This window comes from Providencia sp. PROV080, assembly GCF_033688105.1.
Lineage (GTDB): Bacteria > Pseudomonadota > Gammaproteobacteria > Enterobacterales > Enterobacteriaceae > Providencia > Providencia zhejiangensis.
The window spans coordinates 1768854-1794176 of record NZ_CP096346.1 but is presented as its reverse complement, the minus strand read 5'-3'; the positions used below and the strand labels follow the sequence as shown (position 1 = coordinate 1794176).

The window sequence follows — 25323 nt, the reverse complement described above, 5'->3', positions numbered from 1 at the left end:
AATCCCCCCACTTTTCACAGTAACTATTTATAGAGTTTAAGCTACCTGTAATCGCTGTCTCGGGGGTATTCCTCCAATCGCCGTATTCGGCCGCTCATTGTTATAAGTCCAAAGCCACTGTGTGGCAAGTTCTTGAGCGTGCTCAACGCTCTCAAATATATTTAAATCAAGCCATTCATGACGAGCTGTTCGGTTAAAGCGTTCAATGTAAGCATTTTGTGTAGGCTTGCCAGGCTGAATATAAAGTAAGGTAATTTGCTGCCGTGTTGCCCAGTTTATTAGCTCTCCTGAAATATATTCTGGTCCGTTGTCGCATCGTATCGCTTTGGGTTTACCGCGCCACTCGATGACTTGTTCTAACGACCGAATAACTCGTGCGCTAGGCAACGATAAATCAACATCAATCGCTAAGCATTCACGATTAAAATCATCAATGACATTAAAGGTTCGAATGCTGCGGCCACTGGCTAAGCTGTCTGACATAAAATCCATAGACCATACTTGGTTAATGGCTACAGGCACACTGAGGGCATCAGGCTTATCGCGTTTTAAGCGTTTGCGAGGCCTAATTCTAAGATTAAGCTCCAACTCACAATAAATTCGATAAACGCGCTTGTGGTTCCATGCGAAGCCCTTTACGTTGCGTAAATACAAGAAACATAGACCAAACCCCCAACGTTTTTTGTTTTCGGTTAGGCGTATTAGCCAGTCAGCAATCTGATCGTTTTCAGCATTAAGTTTACTTTGATAGTAAAAGCAGCTTTCGCTCACATTCATGCACAAGCAAGCAAAGCGAATGCTTATGTCATACTTAATTGCGGCAGCCTTAGCCATCTCCTTACGATGAGATGGCTTTATAACTTTCCCTCAAGCGCCTCCAAACGAATCTCAGCTTTGAGACGTTCTTCCGCATACATTTTTTTGAGCCGACGGTTTTCGTCTTCGAGTTCTTTCATTCGCTTCATCAACGAAGCATCCATACCGCCGAATTTAGCTCGCCACTTATAAAATGTTGCAGAGCTAACACCATGTTCTCGGCAGAGTTCTGGAACGGGCATACCACTTTCATTTTGTTTAATGATTGCCAATATCTGGCTATCAGTGAATTTTGATTTACGCATAGAAAACTCCTTGAGTTTATTTTAATAGAATTTTCTATAAATAACTGCTGCGATTTTTCGGGGGGATTACAATAATAACTTTCTCCTTTAATGATTTAGAATTATGACTCATTACATTTCCCGAGTATTGATGACCAATAAAAAATGATTCTTATCTAAGGTAGCCTAAGACATTTCTCTATATAAAAGTCATATTAAAGCATTAATTCTTATAACGAATAGCATGATTTTTTAACTTATAGATAAGCTAACTCTGGCTTTAAACAGAAAGAGAATATTATCTTTATGGCGAGTTTGTACAGAATAGAAAACATAATAGATTCATCTATTATGATGGTTGTAATAAGAATCACTGAAAAGGTGTTATTGAATTAAAAAACCTCAGTATCTAATATCTGAGAAATTAAAGAGGTCACTGAAAGCACTAATGCTGATTTAACCATCTCTTGATAGCGATATTTTTGTAAGTCAATTAATTGTTGGTCAATTAAATCTTCAGGTAAATTAAACAGCATCATTTCAGGTAAGGGGTCAATGCAATGCAGTGTTTTTATTGGTCCAATAATCTCATCATCAGTAAAAGCCAATGGCAATTGTTCTGTTGAGAGAACTTCATTTAATGCAAGAAAAAGTTCTATATCTTCATATAATTCGCGAGAAATAGCCCCTAAGGCAAATAATAATTTTAAGCGTACAGAGAGTTTCCCTAATGGACCGTTGCCTTCAAGGAGTGGCTCAACAGCATATTTAACCGCATAATCATCTTTGCGAAAAACCTTTAGCATCAGTTGATCAATGGCTTCAGTGATCAGAACAATCACTTCCTGAATAAATGGCCTGATATCTGAATGTTTATTCAGCCTTTCAAGGACTTGATTTTCTGTATACTGTCTATTTTCCATAATGACTCTTTACACCACTTGGTAGCTGAAAATTCAACAACTACCAAGTGATAAGTTGACTACCTTTATAATTTTGAGGCTATAAAAAGAATAAAGCTATCCATTTATTTATTCATGTGCTGGTATTCATGACAAATAGCTTGAACCAACTGTGGGTGATCGACTAACCCACAGAATCGCTTAACAGCTTCATCGACTCCATTTTCGCTAATATATTTAGCCATTTCAACTGCTTGAGGATCAGCTTCACTCCTAAAATGCAAAGCAGCAGCAATACCAATGACTAAATAGTGATTCGCTAATTGGTATTCAAGGGTGCCAAGTAACGGTTTAATTAGCCTATCTTCAGGACTGAGTTTACGCATAGGCTGGCGTCCGACTCGCTCAACATTGTCATGGAGGTAAGGATTAGCGAAACGCTTTAAAATTTTATCTATGTATTGTTGGTGCTTGATAGGATCGAAGCGATAGCGTTGAATTAAGACTTGCCCACTCTCCTGCATGGCTCCTTTCACAATCTCTGCAATCTGCGGATCATTGATCGCATCGTAGACCGTCTGATATCCCTTGAGTTGCCCCAAATACGCTGTAATTGCATGCCCAGTATTTAGAGTAAATAGCTTACGCTCAACGAATGCCAGCAAATTTTCTGTCAGCTCCATTCCCTTGATTTCAGGAATGTCGCCAACAAACTGTGTTTGATCAACGATCCATTCACTAAATGTCTCTACCGTTACATCGAGCGGGTCATCGTTTGCCGCCTCCATAGGAGGTACAATGCGGTCGACAGCAGAATCTACAAAGCCAACATTTTCCTCTACCCATTGATGCATTGAATCGCAAAGATGAGCTAACACATGCTGTTTCAGCTGGCTTGTTCCTCTTACCATGTTTTCACAGGCAATAATATTCAAGGGTTTACTGTTGCCGATTTCCCTTCGTTTCTGTATACCTTTTGCCAATGTTGCTGCAATTTTTTCTAATATTTGAGGCCCGACAGCAGTCGTCACCATATCTGCAATGGCGATATGCTCCACTGTTTTTGGATCCATACTGTTAACCGCATTCACTCGTTGAACTTTTTCAACGATATGTTCTTCACCAACCACATGGACTTGATAGGACTGCTGATGTGCTAATTGGTCAATAAGCTGTTGATTAACATCTGCAAAAATCATTTCTGAATTTGCATCTGCTAATAGTTTGCCGATAAATCCACGTCCAATATTACCTGCACCAAAATGAATGACTTTCATAGCAATCTCCTTAAGCGGCACTTTGTGTTGATAAAATATCGAGAACTTCCTGAACACTCTGAGTTTTGCAGAGTTTTTCAATCATTCCGTCTTCATCAAGTGCAGAGGTAATTTTTGTAATGACTTGGATATGTTCATTATTACGGGCAGCAATTCCTATCACTAAATGGGCAATATCTTCTGGTTCATCACCGAATCGAACACCAGTAGGGTACTGGCAAATAACAATGCCTGTTTTTAATACGCGTGCCTTCGCTTCAATTGTGCCGTGTGGTACCGCGATAGACTCGCCTAAATAGGTTGATGTTAACTTTTCTCTTTCTAGCATCGCCTCCACATATTCAGGTTCAACATATCCCCCTTCAACGAGCTTTTCTCCCGCAAAGCGAATGGCTTGTTCTTTATTCGGTGCGCTTAAATTAAGATGAATATGCTGTGAACTGAGAGTAAACAATGCTTCTTCTTGCTCTTCTGGATCATAATGTTCATCGTTTGCCGCGATTAGCGTTTGTTTAATCAAGCGACTGTCATTCGCGGCGTGTGGGCTTTTTTCAGCAATAAGACGCGTGATGAGGTCATTATACGTTTGGCTATCTAAAAAATTTGTCAGTGAGATATGAAGTGCATGAGGCGCATAGTTTTTTGCTCGTGCAGTTAAATCTCTATGTGTCACAACAATATCTACATCGGCAGGGAGATCATTAATTGCCATATTGGTCACTGCAATTTCATTTAGCCCAGCATCACGCACTTTCTTCGCTAAGACTCCGGCACCCATCGCACTGGACCCCATTCCTGCATCACAGGCAACGATAATTTTGCGAACCTGACTCAAATTTGCTGTCTGGTTTGCTACAGCCTTGTCACTTTTTCCACTTGAAGATTTCGATTGCGCTTTCATTTCACGCATTTTTTGCGTTGCGTTACCAAGCTCATCTTCATCCCCTAAACGCGTTCGTTTTAATAAAATAGCCGACACTAAAAATGAAACTAATGTGGCACTCGTGACCGATAAAATCACACCGATTAATGATGATTTCGGCGTCATCAGCAATACGGCAAAAATAGAGCCTGGAGATGCTGGTGAAACAAGCCCCGCATGAAAGATGCTCATCACAAATACGCCCGTCATTCCACCAAGAATAACAGCAATAATTAATCTCGGATTCATCAACACATAGGGGAAATAGATTTCATGTATTCCGCCAAAAAAATGGATAATCGCGGCACCAGGCGCTGATTGTTTCGCATTGCCTTTACCAAAAAACATATAAGCCAGCAGTACGCCTAAACCTGGACCTGGGTTTGCTTCAATTAAAAAGAAGATGGATGCCCCTGTTTCTGTGGCTTGCTGTATCCCTAAAGGAGAAAAAATACCATGGTTAATCGCGTTGTTGAGAAATAAGATTTTGGCTGGTTCGACAAATATTGAGGTCAACGGTAATAGATTATGGGCCACCATCACATTGACCCCTGCGGAAAGTATTTTGGATAAACCTTCCACTAAAGGACCAATCGCAAGGTATGCAAGAATGGCGAGCAGCATCCCGATAATGCCTGATGAAAAATTATTCACCAACATCTCAAAACCTGTTTTGACTTTGCCTTCAATCCAGCGGTCAAAACGACGGACTGCAAATCCTCCTAATGGACCGGCTATCATCGCCCCCATAAACATTGGCATATCCGCCCCTACGATAACCCCCATAGTGGTGATCGCCCCAACAATGCCGCCACGTTCGCCACCCACTAAGCGACCGCCAGTATAACCAATGAGTAAGGGAAGAAGATACGTGATCATCGGGCCGACAAGTTGCGCCAACGTGTCATTTGGCCACCAGCCCGTTGGAATGAAGAGCGCGGTAATCAACCCCCACGCGATAAAGGCACCAATATTAGGCATAACCATGTTACTCAGGAAGCGCCCAAAATTCTGTACCTTTAATTTGACATTTGATGTTACCATAATAGAACCCCGTGGTACGAAAATGATACGGTTATAACGTTATCGCCAAATAACGTTTGTGATTTTTGAACAGTTTCACTCTAGCATGACCGCTATCGGATGCGTACCACGCGGGCTTTTTGTGATTGATATCACTATTCCCCCCTCACTCCCCCTATGTTTTTAGTGATCAAACTCTCAATAACGGCATGTAGCAAAACTACATTGCGTTTTTTTTGTTCATCAAACCAATTTAACGTGATTTTTATCACATTTTTTACGACGATGTTTTTTGTTAAATAGTGATTCCAATCACAAAATATTTTTAGGTTGCCTACTTTTTAACTCAGTAAAATTCACCATTTGGTCTATTGTTACTGTTATTCAATATTTTTGTAATAAACTTTCATCTCGTCGCATATCGCTCTCGTTTGATGCGCTTTTCTTTTTTGAAGTGAGGAAATTCAATTTCTCAACATCTCGACCCTATTTCATCTCATTAAAATCATCATTAAATGACCTGTTGCAACTTATTATTATTTAAAGGTTATTCTACTTGCTTCATTGATTCTTCACCGCTAAATTAGCCGTAATTTTACTAATAAGAGTGAATAGGTTATGAGCCTCACGATCATTATTTTTCTGCTAGTCTATGTTGCGATGGGGTTTGGTAAGTTGCCCGGTTTTAAAGTCGATAGAACAGGAGCTGCGGTTATTGGTGCTTTGGCCATGATGGCTGTAGGGAGTATTACGCCACCACATGCATGGAATGCTATCGATTATCGTACTATTGGGATGTTATTTGGCTTGATGGTCGTTTCCGCATCTTTTGTCGTATCCGGATTCTATAGCTGGACGGCGAACCGCGTTGCGATGCTAAACGTCAGTGCTCCAGTACTACTTGCTGTATTAATTGCCGTTGGCGGACTACTCTCCGCCTTACTCACAAATGATGTCGTTGTTGTCGCCATGACACCTTTGTTAGTCTCAATTACCTTATCTCGTGGATTAAACCCAATTCCCTTTCTGTTAGGATTTTGTTTTGCCGCTAACAATGGTGCTTCAGGTTCATTAATTGGCAGCCCTCAAAACATGATTGCGGCACAAGGGTTAGATATTTCCTTTATTGGTTTATTACAAGCTTCGGCGATCCCAGCTTTGCTATCATTACCTATTACATGGGCTATTTTAGTTTTTCTCTATCGTAATCGTTGGTATCTCGCTAAAACGGCGACAACGCCCTCGGCCCCTACTGCACCAACTGACCCCGCGACAAAACTTGATGTATGGGAAACCACCAAAGCCGGTATTATCACATTCATTGTGATCATCGCTTTCGTTATCAGTGATATACCAAGAGAACTTATTGCCTTAACGGCTGCGGGCTTTTTACTTTTAAACCGTTCGATAGCCTCAAGTGATATGTTGAAACTCGTTGATGGTAATTTACTATTACTGATTATGGGGCTATTTGTTGTCAATGCCGCCTTTGCATCGACTGGCTTACCACAACAAATGTTAAATGACTTGCGCAGTAATGGCGTTGAATTAAACAACCCTATTGTTCTATTTTTGGTCACGGGAGTATTAAGTACTATTGTCGGGAATAACCCCGCCGTGATGTTACTTGTCCCTTTCCTATCCACAAGTGGCAATGCCGATTCATTAGGTGCAGCCTTAGTCTTAGGCTCTGGGTTCTCAAGTAATTTATTTGTATTTGGAAGTCTTGCCGGCATTATTGTCGTTGAGCAAGCTGCCGCTTACGGCGTCAAAATCTCATTTTCAGAATTTGCCAAGTCGGGGGGCATCGTTGCGCTGCTGTGTATGCTTTTAGCGGCCGCATGGATAGTGTTAGTCCTTTAAAAAAAAGCCACTCGCTGTTTACGGCGGGTGGCCTATAGAATACTTATTTAGGGTAGTGAGTTTTATTTAAAATAGTAGCATGTGCCCCAACGGGGAATAGGCTAACTGAACTAAATTCCTGATCTTGATACCCCATAATTCCGCCATCCGTTCTCATACCTTGTAAATCAATGAGAATAATACCGAGCGTTGGGATAATCTTTTCGCGCCAAATGAATAAATATAAATTGTCGGATACCTTTATATAATGGCAGCGATCAACATCCGCCAATCCTTTTTCTACGCCATCTAAACAATGCCACGCATAAAATTGTTCATTTAAATAAACATGTTCATAACGCTCTTTAGGGTTATAGGTATACATATTACGCATACCAATCAACTCTGAAGTATAAGCAGGTAGTGGATGTTGAGTATTACTCAGACTACCAAAATGAATATCGACATCAACGCCTGTCAAGGGTTGATTTTGTTCGACTTTTGTAAAAGCTGACATACGGATATCTTGTTCAGTGGGAAGCGTGCCCCGCACTAATACGCAATTATCCTCTGCTTCATTAATAATGATCGTAATACTTGTACGCCAATCTTCTGGTGAAATAAAATTAATAAAATAAATGCCTTCACGAATTGAGGTGATACGACAATCACGTACCACACCTTGCCATTCTATTTGTTGCTCGGTTGGAAAAGAGATTGTTTCCTGAGCTGCTGTCTCGGCAAACGTTAATTGGAATGTTTTACCTGTTAGTTGATTATTGGTATCTAATATATAGCTATCAGGTGCAAATCCATCAGATAATGCGCCAACTTGGATAAATGCCACTTCTTCAATCATAATAACTCCTTAGGTAAAAGCCAGTGTAGGTAGGTCAACAACAGCCGCACCACCGTCGATAACGAGTGCTGCACCGGTAATCATAGAAGCATCCGCAGAGCACAAGAATCGACACGCTAATGCAACTTCATGTGCGCTAGCAGGACGCTGTAAGGGAACATCCCGGCATACATACTGGTAGGCTTCATCCAACGTGAATTGATGTTGTTCCATCAAAGGTTGCATCTCTTCGTCTGCCATTGGTGTTCTTACCCAGCCCGGACAAATTGCATTTGCTCTAACGCCTTGACGACCATAATCACGTGCGACAGAGCGCATTAGCCCAATTAACGCATGCTTTGCTGTCACATACCCACAGGCCTCTGGTCCTGCGGCTAAAGAGGCAAGCGAACCAACAAAAAGGACATTACCGCGACGCTGTATCAACGATGGTAAGCAGCCACGAACACTGGCAAAAGCACTGTCGAGATTCGCTTTCATTCCTTGGTGCCATTCTTGGTCATTCATATCTTCCACTCGGCCTAGCCCCATTCCGCCCGCATTACAAATCAAAACATCGATAGCATCTGTATGCTGTTTGATTTGCGGTAAGATGGTTTCATTCCATGAGTCTCCAGTCGACACATCGGCGACGATGGCAATCGCTCCGGTACGAGCAGCAACGGCTTGTAACGGTTCTGGACGTCGTCCAACAATCAATACGTTATCACCTTGCTCTGCAAACACCTGCGCGCATGCGGCACCAATTCCAGTTCCCCCACCGGTAATGATTACGGTTCTTGAATTCATCCAACCCCCACCAGCATTTGTTAAAATAAAGTTAATTCGAGTATTAATATAGATAGAAATAACTTTGCTTGACTATCGACCTAAGGGACGATATGCGCTGAAGTGCAAGATAGATAATGACTTTTGTGAATATTAAGAGGGGTTATCAGCCTGTTTAAGAACAGATACAGGCTGATAGAGAGAAAATGATTTATGGCAAAATAGCAAAAGAGCGAACAGGGAAACCACTTGCATTGTTAGGTTTAGCCACCAAATTGAAAATAATCGCGCCACGCGTTGGTAATTTATCTAAGTTTGTCATTAATTCAATCTGATAGGTGTCTTGCTCTAAGACATAATATTCACCTAATAGCGCATTATTGTGACGGAAATCTTTCGCTGCATCGGTATCAAAAGTTTCATGGCCGATCGCTTTTACGCCTCTTTCTTCAAATAAAAACGTCAATGCATCCATTCCCCATCCTGGGATTTGATTATGGCCTTCCGCGTTTTTATTCTCCATTGCTTGCTGTGATGGCCAGCGATGGCTCCAATCAGTGCGTAACGCAACAAACGTTTCAGGCTCTATTTTTCCATGTTCCGCTTCAAAATTAAGGGCATCTTCTCGTGAAAAGGCAAAATTAGGATCTTGTTTTGCTCTTGCTGACTGGTCGATAACAATCAAGGGTAACACTAACTCCTTTAGCTCAAGTTCATGCAAGTAACGTTTTCCTTGTACAAAATGACATGGAGCATCAATATGTGTGCCATATTGCCCAGGAAAGGTAAATTGTTGTGCAAAAAAACCATCTTGATAATCAAATAGTGTCTTAAAGTTTGCTGATTCAAACATAAAAAAATGGGGAGAATCTTTATCGAAAGCGTGTGTTAAATCAATCCATGTTTTTGACTTTAATAGATTGAGTGCTGTGATAAGTTCATTCGTCATAACGGTTCCCCTGATGATATCGCTATTACATTTTTTTATTTTCAGTTTGCTTATGTTATTAATTAACCAAAAACACCCTTTTGTCCATATCGATAATAAGAAAAATTTTCATATTACATTTTAGTGGCTAACAGGGTCATCGAGATAAAATAAAACCACCTAATGGGATATTAGGTGGTAATAAATAACAATGTTAAACATCATAAAAAGACTAGGGTTTTGGATAAGAGGCCCACGCTTGAGGCTCAATAAAGCCATCATAAATACGTTGGGAGCGAATATAATCTGCGTATTCTTTTGATTCGAATGCTTCTTTTAAGTCTTTCGCCCACTGTGAATTCACATCATCTTGCATCACGGTCACAATCACCCGGTGTTCTAATGGTGAATTTTCGACGACTAATCCATCTGCAATTCGTTGTCCAGCACTTGCAACATAGTTACCATTAACAACAACGAAATCAACGTCATCTAATAAGCGTAACCCTTGTGCTGCATCTGTTTCTCGAATATCTAAACGATATTTAGCCGGTTCGATATCATTAACGCTAAATGTCAATGTACTGACATTAGGTTTAATTTTAATCCAACCTAATTCTTCTAAAATACGAGCCCCACGTTCAGCATTCACGGGGTCATTTGATAAAGCGACGATCATACCGTCTTTGACTTCATCAAGAGATTTATGTTTATTCGAACGCAAACTTTGTGGTGCACTAGGCGAATCAGTCAATGCCACCATATTAATATTATTTTTCTTATTATAGGCTTCCATATATGCACGACTTTGGTTCACTGACGCATCAATTGAGCCTTCTTCAAAAGCAGGGTTAATTTGTCTATTTTGAGAGAATTGACGTAAATTCACTTTATAGCCTTTCTTCTCCAAAATAGGCACAACACCTTTTTCGACTTGGTCGATATAATTACCGACACCAAAGCCAATCGTTATTTCTTTCTTATTGGGGTTACCCTTTTCATTATTATCATTACATGCCGCTAACGCGATAACCGCAATACCCATTAGTGATAAAAGTTTTATTTTTTGTTTCAACATGATGTTACGACCCTGTGTCAATAATGTGGTCAGTATAATCATATTTTTTACATCCTATTTAGATCATCTCGTTATAACTTAATACAAAAAGAATATATATAGCCACTTTTATAACTTATAGTTATAAAAATATAATAATTTGTTCGTTCGAATAACCATCTGCTTGAGATGTAATGGAGAGGATAAAAACGTTAAAAACAAGTGAGTTATAAGATGCCTATTTTAAATTACGATTTAGTTAATGCGCTAATAAACCTAACACCAGAATCTACGCTAGCTGAAGCTAGAAAGAAACGTTTAAACACGACAGAAAATACTCAAGCTGCTTTTGAAGCGATTTTTTCTGCTCCCTCGACACAATTAACCGGTGACGTTAAATTTTTATTGGCTCGCTGTGTTGCCGAGCAAACAGGCAGTCCAGCGTTAGCTGATTTTTATCATCAACTATTAGCACAACGTTCACCTGCTCTCGATACTCCAGCACTTAAAGCTGCTACAAAGTATGTAGAAACCTTGGTTAGTCATCCAAAACAAACGCACTATCAGCTTATTCATTCGCTAATAGAAAGCGGATGGAATGAGCAAGATATTATTTTGCTAGCTCAGCTAGTCACCTTTGTGACTTACCAAGCTCGCTTAATTGAAGGGTTGAAATTGCTGCATGATGCAAGTGCAACCAGTAACCAAGCTGAACCTATTACGGCTGGCCCTTGGAACAACCATCCTCTCACTCATCAAGGCAGACCGTCGCCAGTTGCTTTCACGCAAGAACAACTAGGCTGGGAGGCTTGGTTGCAGGCTCGTGATAAACACAGCCTTACTGCTGATGAAGCACAAGTGATGAAAAAATTTGGCCAACTCAATTCCGAATATTTTTTACTGCTTGCTCACCACAGCAACATCTTAGAAATACGTACGATGATTGATCGTGATATTTTTTATACCGCTAATGGCTTACCTCGCTGGGAACGCGAATTTGCTGCGGCTGTTGTGAGTAAAGTTAACGGTTGTATCTATTGTGCTTCGGTGCATGCGCGTAAAGCAAGCCAATATGCTAAGGATCGCCAAACCGATGTAGCAAGGTTACTCGCAACACCAGCGGGAGACGTTTTAGCTAATGGCTATGATGCACGCTTAACAGCAATAACTGACTTAGCGGCCTCACTCTCGGCAACACCAATACAGGCGACTCCTCAACACGTTAATACCCTTCGTCAGCTCGGACTGACTGAGTTGGAGCTTCTCGATCTTATTCAATCAACCGCCTTTTTCTCTTGGGCGAACCGTCTGATGCTGTCTTTAGGCGAGCCTTTTGAAGTCACGCAAGACAAGGAATAAGTTTATGAAACAGTTAAATGGCTTAAAGGCTTTGGAAGAACACATTATTCAAGACCTACAATATCTTAATTTACCCCTTAACCGCTGGTCATTATCCCCAAACTCTACGGATAATCATCAACTAGATGTCGCGATTATCGGTGCAGGAATGTCGGGGATTACTGCGGCATTTGCTCTTAAATTACAAGGTGTTGAAGCAATTGTTTTTGATCAAGCGCCAGAAGGCAACGAAGGTCCTTGGAAACAGCCTGCTTTGATGGAAACATTACGCTCACCAAAACATGTTGTTGGTCCAGCGCTCGCTTCCCCCTCGTTAACGTTTCAAGCATGGTTTAAAGCTCAGTTTGGTACTGATGCATGGGAAGCTCTCGATAAAATTCCACGCTTACAATGGGATGAATACTTACAATGGTTTAAAAAAATGACCGCACCCACGGTGTTAAATGAGTATCAATTAATCGATACTCAACTCAATTCACAAGGTTGCATACTGACTTTCCAAACTCATCATGGGCAACAGCAATATCAGGCACAACATGTGATCCTAGCAACGGGGATGGAATCCTTTAGTGAACCCAATATTCCTGATTTTATGGATGGCATTCCTCATCGTTACTGGGAACACTCTTATACAGGTAGCGACTATAGTCGCTTTGATGGATTAGATATCGCCGTTGTTGGTTATAGCGCGGGGGCAATGGATAGTTCAGCAACCGCCCTTGAGCATGGTGCGCGTTCGGTCGAATTACTGATCCGCGCTAAAGATATGCCCAGAGTCAATCGCGGTAAAGTCGCTGGCAACCCTGGCTTCACCCAAGCTTATGAGCACCTAACCGATGCACAAAAATGGCATTACAGTGATTATGTCGTTAAAGCGAAAACACCGGCTCCACACGGCAGTACGCTAAGAGTTTCTCGTCATGACAATGCTTACTTTAATTTCGATACTCAAATTAAACAGATTGATGTCAAAGACGATAAATTACATCTCTCGACGACAACCGGTAATTACGTCGTTGATTATTTGATCTTAGCGACTGGTTACCGCATTAACTGGCAGCGACACAACGCGTTTAGCAACATTGCTCCTTTTATTAGAACATGGGCAGATATGTATACCCCACCAAACGAAGAACAGAATGCCGAGTTTAGCGCCTACCCTTATTTAGGCGGGCATTTTGAATTCCTGCCGAAAGCGGAATGTGACTTACCAGAACTCAGCAATATCTACTGCTTTAATTTAGCCGCCTCCTTAAGTATGGGCCCCATGATTGGCTTGATCCCCAATACCAATACTAGCGCCCAAAAGTTGGCGGAACATATCGCCGCTAAATTGTATCTCGCTTACCACGAGCAGCACTTACAACAAGTAAAACAGAGTACTGAAGCCGAATTACTTGGTGATGAATGGCAGCCTGCGTTGCCTTATCAGCAACGCGTCAAGCAAACGAGTCATGTGGGGTGACATATGATTAGGTTTCAAAATATTCAAAAGATATACCAGAAGGAAGGACACTCCCTCACGGCTCTACAAGACGTTAATTTGCAAATCAATGAAGGTGATATTTTTGGCTTTATTGGTTACAGCGGTGCGGGCAAAAGCTCATTGATTCGTTTAGTGAATCAGCTAGAAAAACCAACATCTGGTGAAGTGGTCATTAATGGGCAAAACATTGCTCATCATAGTGCATCTGAAATTCGCGATCATAAAAAAAGTATTGGGATGATTTTCCAGCACTTTAATTTACTAGAAACCAAAACTGTTGCTCAAAATATTGCTATGCCACTGTTACTCTCTGGCGTTAGTAAAAAAGACATTGAGCGGCGAGTTGATGATATTTTAGCTTATGTTGAGCTCAGTGATAAAAAACATCAATATCCGGGACAGCTTTCAGGAGGACAAAAGCAACGGGTGGGCATAGCTCGTGCATTAATTAATAATCCTAAAATTCTCTTGTGTGATGAAGCTACGTCGGCGCTAGACCCACAAACAACACTTTCAATTTTATCCTTACTCAAAAAGATTAATCGTGAGCAAAAAATCACGATTTTACTGGTGACGCACGAAATGGAGGTGATTGAACAAGTTTGTCATCGCGTTGCGGTGATGGAGGCGGGACGTATCGTCGAAGAAGGTACTGTGTTAGAGATATTTTCGAATCCACAACATCCAACCACCCAAAAATTTGTTCGCACCGTCCTCAATGAAGAGATACCTGAACGTGTTCTCCACAATTTAGAGCATCAAAATAATATTTATCGCTTGGAGTTCTTAGGAAGTTCAGCTCAACAACCTGTTGTGAATGAACTGATCTTACAAGATAAAATTAAAATTAATATTTTATTTGCCAATATGAAGGAAATCAGTGGCGTCGTGCTTGGCAGTATGTTTGTACAACTGATTGGTGACAACGAAAATATTCATCAAGGTGTTGAGTTTTTACGCCAGCGTGGTGTTGCTGTTAGCAAGGGGGCTCTATGACACAATGGTTTGATACCGCATTAACAAGTAAGCAGTTTTTACTTGCTATGTCTGAAACATTCACCATGGTTTCTATTGCGCTGGTGATAGGCTCATTATTGGGTATTTTACTGGGCATTTTGCTTGTCGTGACCCGCCCAGATGGGATTTGGGAAAATAAATGGATTTATCGCATTCTTAATCCAATGATCAATACCATTCGTTCATTACCTTTTATCATCTTACTGGTGGCGATGATCCCATTAACACGCTTTATGGTTGGAACTTCAATTGGCACCACCGCGGCGATCGTACCGCTTGTTATTTATATCGCCCCTTATACTGCACGTTTAATCGAAAACTCACTGTTAAGCGTTCATTCTGGGATCATTGAAGCCGCAGATTCAATGGGTGCCACTAATTGGCAAATTGTTTGGCATTTTATTTTACCGGAAGCGAAGTCCTCATTAATCCTTAGCCTAACAGCAGCAAGTATTACTTTAGTTGGGGCAACCGCAATGGCAGGTGCCGTTGGCGGTGGTGGTGTAGGCGATCTCGCGCTCAATTATGGTTACCAACGTTTTGACAACGTGGCGATGGCAATCACAGTAGTCACATTGGTTATTATTGTGCAAGGGATGCAAATGATCGGTGATTACCTTGCTAAAAAGGCTCGCTATCACTAATTCTCTTCGGCCGATATACATTTATATCGGCCATACCTCATTTTCATCTGTAAATCGCTTTTTTATTCACTATTCCCGCATGTTTTTCAGGCTTTTTTTACCTCATCACTGTGTTTAACACATATAGCCTATTGATTAGTATTAAAAACATACAAAAAACCAAATTTTAGACACTTTATCGCTCAGTCTTACCAAAAAGCATAAATAAAAGGCTGATTTTTAGTGTTAGTTGCCATTAAAAGGCTATAAAAATAGGCAACAAATGTAAATTTCATTTAATATAATGCAGTTATTTGTCAATTCATTTATATTATTTATTGTATAATCATAACGATAGGCAGATTGAAATGTTTTTCAGCTACTTTCAACAAAAACAGTATCAATGCCATATCAATTTTAATTTTTATCATATTGCTGATTACGTTATACGCAACACTACTGCATCATCAGCGTGTTATCAACCCCTAACTTAAATCTGATTATGCCGACTATAGAACAACTGATATTACTCACTTCAATCCTCATTTTACTGGGCATTTTTTCCAGTAAACTCTCAGCTCGATTAGGTTTACCCATGCTTGTTATGTTCTTATTTATAGGAATGCTAGCAGGTGAAGATGGTATCGGCCAAATCGCGTTTAATAATGTTAACGTTTCTTATGCCGTAGGTTCACTCGCATTAGCCCTGATCTTATTTGATGGTGGTTTGCAAACGTCGGTAAAATCTATTCGCCTTGTTTGGAAACCAGCATTTACCCTAGCAACATTCGGTGTTCTGATCACCGCTGGGATTACTGGACTCGCTGCGGCCTATATTCTTGGGATCCCATTACTTGAAGGGCTTTTACTCGGTGCCATCGTCGGTTCTACAGACGCGGCTGCCGTTTTTTCTTTATTACGTAATGCCGGTATCTATCTCAATGAGCGTTTGCAGTCTACGTTAGAAATAGAAAGTGCCACCAACGATCCAATGGCAATTTTCTTAACTGTTGGTTTATTGCAGCTGTTGATGAACCAAACCGCCTCAGGAACAGAGTTGTTGTTACTGTTCGTCAGCCAAATGGGAATTGGTACGATTGTTGGTCTCAGCGTTGGTTGGATATCCATCAAAATCATTAATAAGATAAAGTTGTTAGCAACGGGTCTCTATCCTGTGCTTGTCGCTGCCTGTGGTCTGTTGTCATTTGGTCTTGCGAGTAATCTACAAGGTAGTGGTTTTTTATCTATTTTTGTCACTGGTGTGGTTATTGGTAACGCACGATTTGTTTTCCAGCGTAACACTTTTTTGTTTCATGATGGATTAGCTTGGTTAAGCCAAATCATTATGTTCGTTATGTTAGGCCTATTAGTCAATCCAAGCTCGTTGCTCGAGGTGTGGTTTGAAGGGCTCGTTATTGCACTGGTACTCACCTTTATTGCTCGCCCTATTGCCGTTGTGCCTGTTTTGAGATTTTTTGGCTTTACCCGTGAAGAGATCACGCTAGTTTCGTGGGTTGGACTCAGAGGTTCTGTCCCTATTATTTTGGCGATTTTCCCCTTTATTTATGGGTTGCCAGGCGCGAATCTCATTTTTGATGTGGTTTTCTTCGTTGTACTGATTTCTGCAACCTTACAAGGTTCCACCTTGCCATATGTCGCACGAAAACTGAATTTGATGCAACCCCCTCCGCTGCTACCAGCCGCGACGCTAGATATTACAGCGGTAGACCAAATCGATGCTGACCTAGTGGAATACACGTTAGGTGAGGACTGTTCTGCCGTGGGAAGACGTTTATCTCAGCTCGCACTGCCTGACCAAACGGTCATTGCGATGATAACCCGTGGTAAAGGAGTGCTTCCACCACGAGGCTCAACAAAGTTATTTGCTGACGACCATTTGTTTGTTGTGCTAAAACCAGAAAATCGTCCTTTTTTAGAACGTCTGTTTTCGGAACAAGTTTCTCCGGATCTCAGCCCTATTGAACTGCCGACCTCCGGACTTAGTCTAAAAGGAACAACAAGATTAGATGAAATCTATGAGTCTTACGGCATTTTGATTGATAATGAAAATAACCAAACTCTCGACCAGTTTATTTATAGCATTACCACAAGTGAGCCGACACAAGGCACGGTGATTAGCCTTGCCAGCTTGCAGATAAGAATTAGTGAGATGATTGGTTCTCGGATTGTTACTGCTGTATGTGTTCTGGTCTAATTCAAATAGACACTTCAATTTGAGACACTAGAAGTTGTCTGACTTGGAGTGATTATGAATCAGAAACGTAAATATAATAGCTACACCAAAGAATTCAAACAAGAAGCTGTTGCCTTGGTGACGGAGCAAGGTTACAGCGTGGTTGAAGCGGCTCAGGCCGTAGGTGTTAATCCCAACCAAATTTATGCTTGGAAAAAGCATTTTGAAGACCAAGCCAGCGGTGTTGCTCTATCTGATGATGAGCGTGCTGAGCTACGCAAACTACGCGCTGAAAACAAGCGTTTGCGCATGGAGAAAGAAATATTAAAAAAGGCTTCGGCCTTCTTCGCCAAGGAAATGAAATAAACTTTAAGTTTATTCACCAAGCACGGCAAGAAGGCTACCCAGTAGGCTTAAGTTGTAAGACGCTTGGGCTTAGTCGTTCAGGCTACTATGCATGGGATAAACGCCCAGCACAGCTCATTACTGAGGATACACTGATGTTGTATCGCACAGCTAAGCAACTTTTTAAAGACAGCCGTGAAAGCTTGGGTAGCCGTGAATTAATGAAAAAACTGAATCAGCATGGCTTCGCTATTGGTCGTTATAAAACGCGTTCCATCATGCAAAGGCTTAACCTTGTCGTTAGGCAGCGCGTAGCTTACAAGGTAACAACACAGCGCGATAAACGTCATTTGGCTGCGCCGAATTTAGTCAGTATGGACTTTAACCCAGAACGGCCCAACCAAGTATGGGCGGGTGATATTACCTACTTAAAAACGGCACAGGGCTGGATGTATTTAAGCGTGGTCATGGATCTTTATTCGCGGCGTATTGTTGGCTGGTCGATCAGTAAACGCATGACGACAGACTTAGTTTTAAAGTCATTGCAACAAGCTTATTGGCTAAGAAAGCACCCTAAGGGAGTTATCTTCCATAGCGACCGCGGTTCGCAATACACCAGTAAAAAGCTAAGGAAAGCCTTAGTCAGAATGGGTATAAAGCAATCAATGGGCGACACAGGCGCTTGCTGGGATAATGCAGTAGTTGAACGCTTCTTTGGAAGCTTAAAGCATGACTGGATATTAAAAGTCCATCACGCAACTTACGAAGAAATGGTTGCGGATGTTACGGCTTACATGAAGTATTATAACGTAAAAAGGCTTCATACAGCTAACGGGGATGTGAGCCCTGTTGAGTATGAAAATTATCAATTAAAAGTGTCCACTTGGACTTGACCAGTACAATTAGAGCCTATTTCCCAAGAAGAGAATTAGTCAAAAAATTCATAACATCAGTTAATTTGGTGAATAATAAAATTAACTGATGTTGAATCTGTCGCCTTCTTTTATCCACTTATCCATCTCTCCGTTTTTCACTTAGACAATCTCCTGAAATTCTATTGATAAAAAAATAAAAGCCCATAATAGGGCTTTTATTTGATAGCAGATAAATAAAGATAGATACAAGAATTTATCAGTATTCTCAATAGAGAGAATTCTCAATTGCTATTAGTATAATAATGTTCTTAATTGAAACAATTAAGCGTTGTTCACTTAATTAAGTTTCATTTTGAAACATAATTAACTGTTCTTTAAATGAGAGAATAAATAGAGTCGTCAAACCCTTTAGATTCTTTGTCCTCATTAGCATGAGAATCATCTTGTAGAACTTCACTGAAAAACTCGCCCATATTCACATCTAATACTTTTAGTACTCTTACTAGGCAATCAATATCTATACGATTTACTCCACGCTCATAACGGAATAGCTGTTGTTCGCTGATATCAATCTCTTTAGCTAACTGGAAAACGGTATAGCCCTGAGATTTTCTTAACGATTTAATTTTTTGTCCAACTGCACAAGCGACAGGATATTTTGTATTCATAAACATTCTCGCTTCAACTTATATTATTAATGAAATAAAAAATCAGCAGGTGATTCTCTGTGTTTTTCTATTGTTATCTTTATTTATGATATAGCCATTAGGGTGTGTTAACGACGATTCAGCATATATCTTGAGAGGGATGATATACTAGCCATATAATTAGTTTCAACTAATCCAAAAAAGACATTGCAACTATGTAACTAAATATTTTCATAATCACAAAAAATCCACAGCTCGCATATTACTCTTAATTTTCAATGAGTTAATTAACTTAACAATTAATAATTGTTGTTCTGTTCGAACTCAACCCAACAGGTAGCTACAGAGTTATTATCTAAATTAAGCTCATTTAACCGATAAAAAATCTAAAAATAAAAGAAATAAACAGAATAATTTAACACTGTAACAGTATTAATGATTTTTCAAAGTAATATTCATTTTATGAATATACATAATACGATAAATACACTAAAACTGTAAAACTAAGTAAAAAATGGAAATCTTTCCCATATTATCATTTTGATAACTTAAATATCAATAACTTATAACAATAGTCCTTTTGTTACAATCGGCAAAAAATACTCGATTTTTAAAGCAGCATAAAAAATAGACTATAGCCAATGTACTCAACATAACAAAACATTAACCCTAAGTATCATTTTGGTTTGCTATACATGAAGCATATCACAAAAAACAAAAAATTAAATTTCCACAAATACACAGGTTTTTATACTGACAAATCCCTCCATATACGATTATTTGTAATTATATTCCTGTTGTAAATTAAACTTGCGAGAATTATATCTATAAAATTTTCATTGGCAGTTTTTTATATCATCAACTTTTATAGAATATTGCCCACTATTTTTGATTTTCCTCTTTTTCGCTAGGCAAATGAAATATAAGCACTTATTAGGGAAGATATTTACTATTTTTACGTGTAAAAACACCCTATCAGGTAAAACGAACAATAATAAAAACATCTTTATGTGATACTCTTTTTTTGCACAAAACACACCACAACTGCTCGAAATGATATTTTATTTATTGATTGTTAAATTTAGTATTAATAAGCCTATCTTATAGAAGATTCATTACTCCTATTAAGACTAACATTATCAAGATGAATCATTTTTTAAGCTTTAACATATTAAAGAGCTGACACAGCCAGCTTTGCTGCTAGACCCACAATGAAATAACGCGGCGTGACAATAAGAAAATCAACTATACATGACCGTTAATAGAATATTCTCTATTCGAGAGGATAAATGAAATAATATGATTAAGAAAAATTTACACTTAACAAGCCCGATTCTGTTGCTTAAAAATAGAGCATCTTTAATTTGAGTGATAAGCAAATAGACTTCCTATTTGTTCCGCGAAAAATACTTCATACTGCATATACTCAGATAAGCGTACTCGCCGATGACATACGCGATATTTAATGAATTCGCCACCGAATTTCCCAAGTAACACGATCAATCTCTCGTCCAGACACTTAATAAAACAAAATCTGGATACATATAGAATAATGCTAAAGAGTTAAACTAAAGCGATATTAAGTATATCCTTAAGGCTATTCCGTACATTTATTAATCGAAAGATAATCATCAATCAAAACTAAATACGCTTCTAAGTTATGTTTTAGGATTGCTGTATTTCTTTTACGCCCATTCATGGCAATACATCATTTCTAATTTCACCATAAATGAGCTTTGAAAGGCGTTGCGGAGTTTCTGTTTTACAGTTTGGAGCTGGATGCTATGCAACGAACTATTATTTGTTTTGCATATTCACGATGATGTTCCGCTAGACTTAGGTCGATTTCTATGAATAAAAAGCGGCTAGGCGTGTAATAAAGTTAATGTCCATTGGGAAGCACTAGCGCAACGCTGTCTCGCTTCGCTTGGCTCGAACCTGAATACAGCTTCTCAGCTACACGTTTAGTACAATAGATAATTTAAACCTTTGCTGGGTGATCTAGAGGAGTCGATAAGATGGTGGGTCGTACAGGATGATTCGGCCTTTAGCCTCCCCCTGCGAGTCGTTGTGACAAAAGCAACGCTGCCCTGCTGCGCTCCGACTTGAACTTGAACTTGAACTTGAACTTGAACTTGAACTTGAACTTGAACTTGAACTTGAACTTGAACTTGAACTTGAATGCAGTTTCTCACCTGCACGCTATGTGCAATAAAGAATTTCAACGTTTGTTGGATGATTTAGAGGAATAAATAAGATGGTGGGTCGTGCAGGATTCGAACCTGCGACCAATTGATTAAAAGTCAACTGCTCTACCGACTGAGCTAACGACCCATCTGGTATGACTGATTTTGAATTTTAAGATGGTGGGTCGTGCAGGATTCGAACCTGCGACCAATTGATTAAAAGTCAACTGCTCTACCGACTGAGCTAACGACCCATCTATAAACTTTTGTAATCAGTATTATGAATAATGCGAGTAACTAATGAAGTGGTGGGCGATACCGGGCTCGAACCAGTGACCTCCTCCTTGTAAGGGAGATGCTCTACCAACTGAGCTAATCGCCCACTTCATGACAAGCTTCACATATTTGTAAATAAATGGTGGGCGATACCGGGCTCGAACCAGTGACCTCCTCCTTGTAAGGGAGATGCTCTACCAACTGAGCTAATCGCCCATTTATTTACTTCATTTACTTCTTTTATCGTCGACAGTGGTGGGCGATACCGGGTTCGAACCAGTGACCTCCTCCTTGTAAGGGAGATGCTCTACCAACTGAGCTAATCGCCCTGCCGTCGATGGAGGTGCATTATAGGGATCCCTCGTTCTGAGTCAACGGTTTTTGAATAGATTTTTTCTGTTCGTTGTAAAAATAAGCAAGATGTACCAATATTCGCCAGAAAAGAACCTTATTTAACCAATAAATGGTTAATCCATATCACCCAACAAATACAATACTAGAACAAAAATATTTTTATGCTTGAAAAATCTCCTTTATTTTTCTTTTACGACTGATTTTATTTGCCTCAACTATCGATAACTTGATTGAGGTATCACTTTAGAGTGATAGAATAGAGCAACATTTTAGACTTGTTGACGAGTTTCTCGTGATGAATAACGTGTGCTGCTGACCCCGTTTTCATCAAATGAACCTAAAGTAGAAGATAAGTTTGTGCTTCATCTATCTTCTTAGTCTAGAGAAGCCCAACATGTTAGAAACCACGTATCGCAATTAAGGCAATCTCGATGAGTAAAATTAAAACCCGTTTTGCACCTAGCCCAACAGGCTATTTACATGTTGGTGGAGCGCGTACTGCGCTTTATTCCTGGTTATTCAGCCGTCACAATCAGGGCGAATTTGTTCTGCGTATTGAAGATACCGATTTAGAACGTTCAACCCAGGAAGCTATCGATGCCATTATGGATGGTATGAACTGGTTAAATTTGAATTGGGATGAAGGCCCTTATTATCAAACGAAGCGCTTTGATCGCTACAACGAAGTCATTGATCAAATGCTTGACGCGGGCACCGCTTATCGTTGTTACTGCTCTAAAGAGCGTTTAGAAGCATTACGTGACCAACAAATGGCTTCTGGTGAAAAACCGCGCTATGACGGCTGCTGCCGAGATCACGCCCATAATCACACACCAGACGAGCCTCATGTCGTTCGTTTCCGTAATCCACAAGAAGGCTCAGTTATTTTTGATGATAACATCCGCGGTCCTATTGAGTTCAGTAACCAAGAGCTCGACGATCTCATCATCCGCCGTACAGATGGTTCACCAACTTATAACTTCTGTGTGGTGATTGATGACTGGGATATGGAAATTACTCACGTTATCCGTGGTGAAGACCATATTAATAACACCCCTCGTCAAATTAATATCCTCAAAGCGCTGGGCGCGCCGGTTCCAGAATACGCGCACGTTTCAATGATTTTAGGTGATGATGGGAAAAAGCTGTCTAAACGTCATGGTGCAGTCAGTGTAATGCAGTATCGTGATGAAGGTTATTTACCAGAAGCGCTACTCAACTATTTAGTTCGTTTGGGCTGGTCACATGGCGACCAAGAAATCTTTTCTCGTGAAGAGATGATTGAATACTTCAGCCTAGATGCCATTAGCAAATCAGCCAGTGCATTCAATACCGATAAATTACTTTGGTTAAACCACCACTATATTAATCAGTTACCTGCTGAAGAAGTCGCGGTTCATCTTGCATGGCATATAGAACAACAAAATATCAATACTGAAAACGGCCCACAATTAGCTGAGCTAGTGAAATTGTTAGGCGAACGTTGTAAGACGTTGAAGGAAATCGCAGAATCTTGCCATTACTTCTATGAAGACTTTGCTGAGTTTGATGCCGATGCCGCGAAAAAACACTTGCGCCCTGTTGCTCGTCAACCATTAGAAACCGTCAAACAAAAATTAGCGGCAATCACTCATTGGACAGCTGAAAATGTTCATCAAGCCATTGAGCAAACAGCCGCAGAGCTTGAAGTCGGTATGGGTAAAGTCGGTATGCCATTACGTGTTGCAGTGACAGGTGCCGGCCAATCACCTGCGTTAGATGTGACTGTACATGCGATAGGTCAAGCACGTTCAATCACTCGTATTGATAAAGCATTAGCTTTCATCAGCGAACGCGAAGCGTCTGCACAATAACGCCTCCCCCAAAGCCCTATTTAAAATAGGGCTTTTTGCCATGTTTGGCTTTGTTAATAAATCATTCGCAACGATTAATCACCGGCCAATACCTCACTAAACCCCGTTCTTGATGATTAAATGCTCTATAATTCAGCAGTTAAACTCAATTTCACATTATTTGATTGACACCCTAGCATTGCTTGAATATTATGCCCTCCGTCCAAAGGATTTTGTTTGGGGCTATAGCTCAGCTGGGAGAGCGCTTGCATGGCATGCAAGAGGTCAGCGGTTCGATCCCGCTTAGCTCCACCATCTAATTCCCTGTTAGGTGGTATCAAAATCATTTTGTTGGGGCTATAGCTCAGCTGGGAGAGCGCTTGCATGGCATGCAAGAGGTCAGCGGTTCGATCCCGCTTAGCTCCACCACTCCCTTTTTCAGTCTCCCCCGAAATATTAGAAATTGACCTCGTTATTATTCTATATTCATTGCAGCCTGCTGCTGTATCCAGCAAACAAATGCATCTACTTCAGGTCGTTGCCGTGAGGCTTCCAACATCACTAAATAATACGCGAATTGAGCTGGCCAAGGCTTATCAAGCACTTGAATTAATCTTCCCTCAGTCATTTCCTGTTGAGCATAGGCTTGAGGCACCAACGCAATCCCTTGCCCTGCAATAGCCGCTCGAATCAGTAAATAATCATCATCAAAGGTGCTGCCCTTTTTTGCTCTTTCATCAATTTTAACGCCATGAGCGGTTAACCATAATGACCAGTCTGCACGGTCACTGTCTTGTAATAATGGGTAATTTAAACACGCCTCTGGGGTGACGGGCATTTTTGTGATTTTACCATGAGTGAAAAAATGTGGGCTAGCAACTGGCAGTAACGTTGGCGTCATTAGATGCTCTGTATGCAATCCCGGATATTTTCCCAATCCATGACGGATCGCAATATCAACAGGATCTTTTCTTAGATTAACGAGATTTGCAGAAGCTTCGATACGTAATTCAATTTCTGGATAACGAGTTCTAAAATCGCCTAATCGAGGGATTAACCATGAGGCGGCGAAAGAAGGAACGGTGCTAATGGTTAAGCTATTTTTGACTTTCGTCTCTTCCAATTGCCGCATACTACTTTCGATCTGTTCGAATGCCTGTAAAAGCGTAGGATAGATGCGAGCAGCCTCCTCGGTTAGTACCATGTGATAGCGCTGCCGAATAAATAATGGGCGCCCTACACGCGTTTCTAGCAAGCGAATTTGTTGGCTAACTGCACCTGAAGTCACGCCAAGAACTTGCGCTGCCTGTTTTATGCTGTTGTACCGAGCCACCTCGGTAAAAGCGCGTAATGCTAATAGCGGTAATACGGGATTCATAATTTAGTTTCTCTAAACTCAGAGTTAGATTAAATCGTTTTATTTTACTGGTTTTAAACGAAATACTAAAAAG

General features: G+C 40.4%; 18 protein-coding genes and 7 tRNA genes. 10 read left to right on the top strand and 15 right to left on the bottom strand.

All coding sequences use genetic code 11. The features are described from left to right. Window positions 1-36 precede the first annotated feature (36 nt). From M1F03_RS07795 to M1F03_RS07780, 4 genes are all read right to left on the bottom strand, one after another. Window positions 37-1121 (bottom strand): IS3 family transposase gene (locus M1F03_RS07795; RefSeq protein WP_374195714.1). Its coding sequence is split into 2 segments (ribosomal slippage): window positions 37-860 and window positions 860-1121, totalling 1086 coding nucleotides; the frame shifts between segments, so codons are not numbered across the junction. Window positions 1122-1492: 371 nt separating this feature from the next. After that, on the bottom strand, window positions 1493-2023 hold the full coding sequence (locus tag M1F03_RS07790; RefSeq protein ID WP_154621775.1) for an MltR family transcriptional regulator: 531 nt from the start codon (window positions 2021-2023) through the stop codon (window positions 1493-1495). 104 nt (window positions 2024-2127) lie between these two features. Next, the gene (locus M1F03_RS07785; protein WP_154621776.1) at window positions 2128-3279 is read right to left on the bottom strand and encodes a mannitol-1-phosphate 5-dehydrogenase; all 1152 of its coding nucleotides are present in this window, start codon (window positions 3277-3279) and stop codon (window positions 2128-2130) included. A 10-nt stretch (window positions 3280-3289) separates the two neighbouring features. Continuing rightward, on the bottom strand, window positions 3290-5245 hold the full coding sequence (locus M1F03_RS07780; RefSeq protein WP_251463954.1) for a PTS mannitol transporter subunit IICBA: 1956 nt from the start codon (window positions 5243-5245) through the stop codon (window positions 3290-3292). 597 nt (window positions 5246-5842) lie between these two features. Between M1F03_RS07780 and M1F03_RS07775 the strand changes: the two genes are divergently transcribed. Further along, window positions 5843-7087 carry an SLC13 family permease gene (locus M1F03_RS07775; RefSeq protein ID WP_163861042.1) on the top strand — a complete coding sequence of 415 codons (1245 nt, stop codon included), beginning with the start codon at window positions 5843-5845 and terminating at the stop codon, window positions 7085-7087. Window positions 7088-7130: 43 nt separating this feature from the next. On the opposite strand, the gene M1F03_RS07770 is transcribed toward M1F03_RS07775, so the two are convergent. The 4 genes from M1F03_RS07770 to M1F03_RS07755 form a co-directional block, all read right to left on the bottom strand. Beyond that, the gene (locus M1F03_RS07770) at window positions 7131-7925 is read right to left on the bottom strand and encodes a MoaF C-terminal domain-containing protein (protein ID WP_251463952.1); all 795 of its coding nucleotides are present in this window, start codon (window positions 7923-7925) and stop codon (window positions 7131-7133) included. A 9-nt stretch (window positions 7926-7934) separates the two neighbouring features. After that, window positions 7935-8714: an SDR family NAD(P)-dependent oxidoreductase gene (locus M1F03_RS07765; RefSeq protein ID WP_251463950.1), complete on the bottom strand. Its 780-nt coding sequence runs from the start codon at window positions 8712-8714 to the stop codon at window positions 7935-7937. Between the two features lie 190 nt (window positions 8715-8904). Then, complete coding sequence (locus tag M1F03_RS07760) at window positions 8905-9642, bottom strand: cyclase family protein (RefSeq protein WP_251463948.1); 738 nt, start codon at window positions 9640-9642, stop codon at window positions 8905-8907. Window positions 9643-9853: 211 nt separating this feature from the next. Beyond that, window positions 9854-10741, bottom strand: coding sequence for a MetQ/NlpA family ABC transporter substrate-binding protein (locus tag M1F03_RS07755; RefSeq protein ID WP_154621782.1), 888 nt, complete (start codon window positions 10739-10741; stop codon window positions 9854-9856). A gap of 171 nt (window positions 10742-10912) precedes the next feature. On the opposite strand from M1F03_RS07755, the gene M1F03_RS07750 reads away from it, so the two are divergent. The 6 genes from M1F03_RS07750 to M1F03_RS07725 all read left to right on the top strand — a co-directional run bounded on the left by M1F03_RS07750 (window position 10913) and on the right by M1F03_RS07725 (window position 18595). Continuing rightward, window positions 10913-12037, top strand: a complete 1125-nt coding sequence (locus M1F03_RS07750; protein WP_250000310.1) for an alkylhydroperoxidase domain protein — start codon at window positions 10913-10915, stop codon at window positions 12035-12037. A 4-nt stretch (window positions 12038-12041) separates the two neighbouring features. Beyond that, window positions 12042-13502, top strand: coding sequence for an NAD(P)-binding domain-containing protein (locus M1F03_RS07745; protein ID WP_251463946.1), 1461 nt, complete (start codon window positions 12042-12044; stop codon window positions 13500-13502). A gap of 3 nt (window positions 13503-13505) precedes the next feature. Then, a complete protein-coding gene (locus tag M1F03_RS07740; protein WP_251463944.1) occupies window positions 13506-14519 on the top strand; it encodes a methionine ABC transporter ATP-binding protein in 1014 nt (337 codons plus the stop codon). Beyond that, window positions 14516-15184, top strand: a complete 669-nt coding sequence (locus M1F03_RS07735; RefSeq protein ID WP_154622346.1) for a methionine ABC transporter permease — start codon at window positions 14516-14518, stop codon at window positions 15182-15184. The genes M1F03_RS07740 and M1F03_RS07735 overlap by 4 nt, the downstream gene beginning before the upstream one ends. Window positions 15185-15665: 481 nt before the next feature. Then, a complete protein-coding gene (locus M1F03_RS07730) occupies window positions 15666-17378 on the top strand; it encodes a potassium/proton antiporter (RefSeq protein WP_318840116.1) in 1713 nt (570 codons plus the stop codon). 54 nt (window positions 17379-17432) lie between these two features. Then, window positions 17433-18595 (top strand): IS3 family transposase gene (locus tag M1F03_RS07725; RefSeq protein WP_130574490.1). Its coding sequence is split into 2 segments (ribosomal slippage): window positions 17433-17697 and window positions 17697-18595, totalling 1164 coding nucleotides; the frame shifts between segments, so codons are not numbered across the junction. Window positions 18596-18951: 356 nt separating this feature from the next. On the opposite strand, the gene M1F03_RS07720 is transcribed toward M1F03_RS07725, so the two are convergent. The 6 genes from M1F03_RS07720 to M1F03_RS07695 form a co-directional block, all read right to left on the bottom strand. Beyond that, a complete protein-coding gene (locus M1F03_RS07720; RefSeq protein WP_154635756.1) occupies window positions 18952-19245 on the bottom strand; it encodes a helix-turn-helix domain-containing protein in 294 nt (97 codons plus the stop codon). 2237 nt (window positions 19246-21482) lie between these two features. Further along, window positions 21483-21558: transfer RNA gene (locus M1F03_RS07715), tRNA-Lys, on the bottom strand. 30 nt (window positions 21559-21588) lie between these two features. Next, window positions 21589-21664: transfer RNA gene (locus M1F03_RS07710), tRNA-Lys, on the bottom strand. Window positions 21665-21716: 52 nt separating this feature from the next. Beyond that, window positions 21717-21792, bottom strand: a tRNA-Val gene (locus tag M1F03_RS07705). A 34-nt stretch (window positions 21793-21826) separates the two neighbouring features. Next, window positions 21827-21902, bottom strand: a tRNA-Val gene (locus tag M1F03_RS07700). Between the two features lie 37 nt (window positions 21903-21939). Beyond that, window positions 21940-22015, bottom strand: a tRNA-Val gene (locus M1F03_RS07695). Window positions 22016-22471: 456 nt separating this feature from the next. On the opposite strand from M1F03_RS07695, the gene gltX reads away from it, so the two are divergent. From gltX to M1F03_RS07680, 3 genes are all read left to right on the top strand, one after another. Further along, complete coding sequence (gene gltX / locus M1F03_RS07690; protein ID WP_154625124.1) at window positions 22472-23893, top strand: glutamate--tRNA ligase; 1422 nt, start codon at window positions 22472-22474, stop codon at window positions 23891-23893. A 218-nt stretch (window positions 23894-24111) separates the two neighbouring features. Further along, window positions 24112-24187 (top strand) — tRNA-Ala (locus M1F03_RS07685). A 38-nt stretch (window positions 24188-24225) separates the two neighbouring features. After that, window positions 24226-24301 (top strand) — tRNA-Ala (locus tag M1F03_RS07680). Window positions 24302-24347: 46 nt separating this feature from the next. Here the strand turns inward: M1F03_RS07680 and gcvA are convergent. Further along, window positions 24348-25250 carry a transcriptional regulator GcvA gene (gene gcvA / locus M1F03_RS07675; protein ID WP_163861036.1) on the bottom strand — a complete coding sequence of 301 codons (903 nt, stop codon included), beginning with the start codon at window positions 25248-25250 and terminating at the stop codon, window positions 24348-24350. Window positions 25251-25323 lie beyond the last annotated feature (73 nt).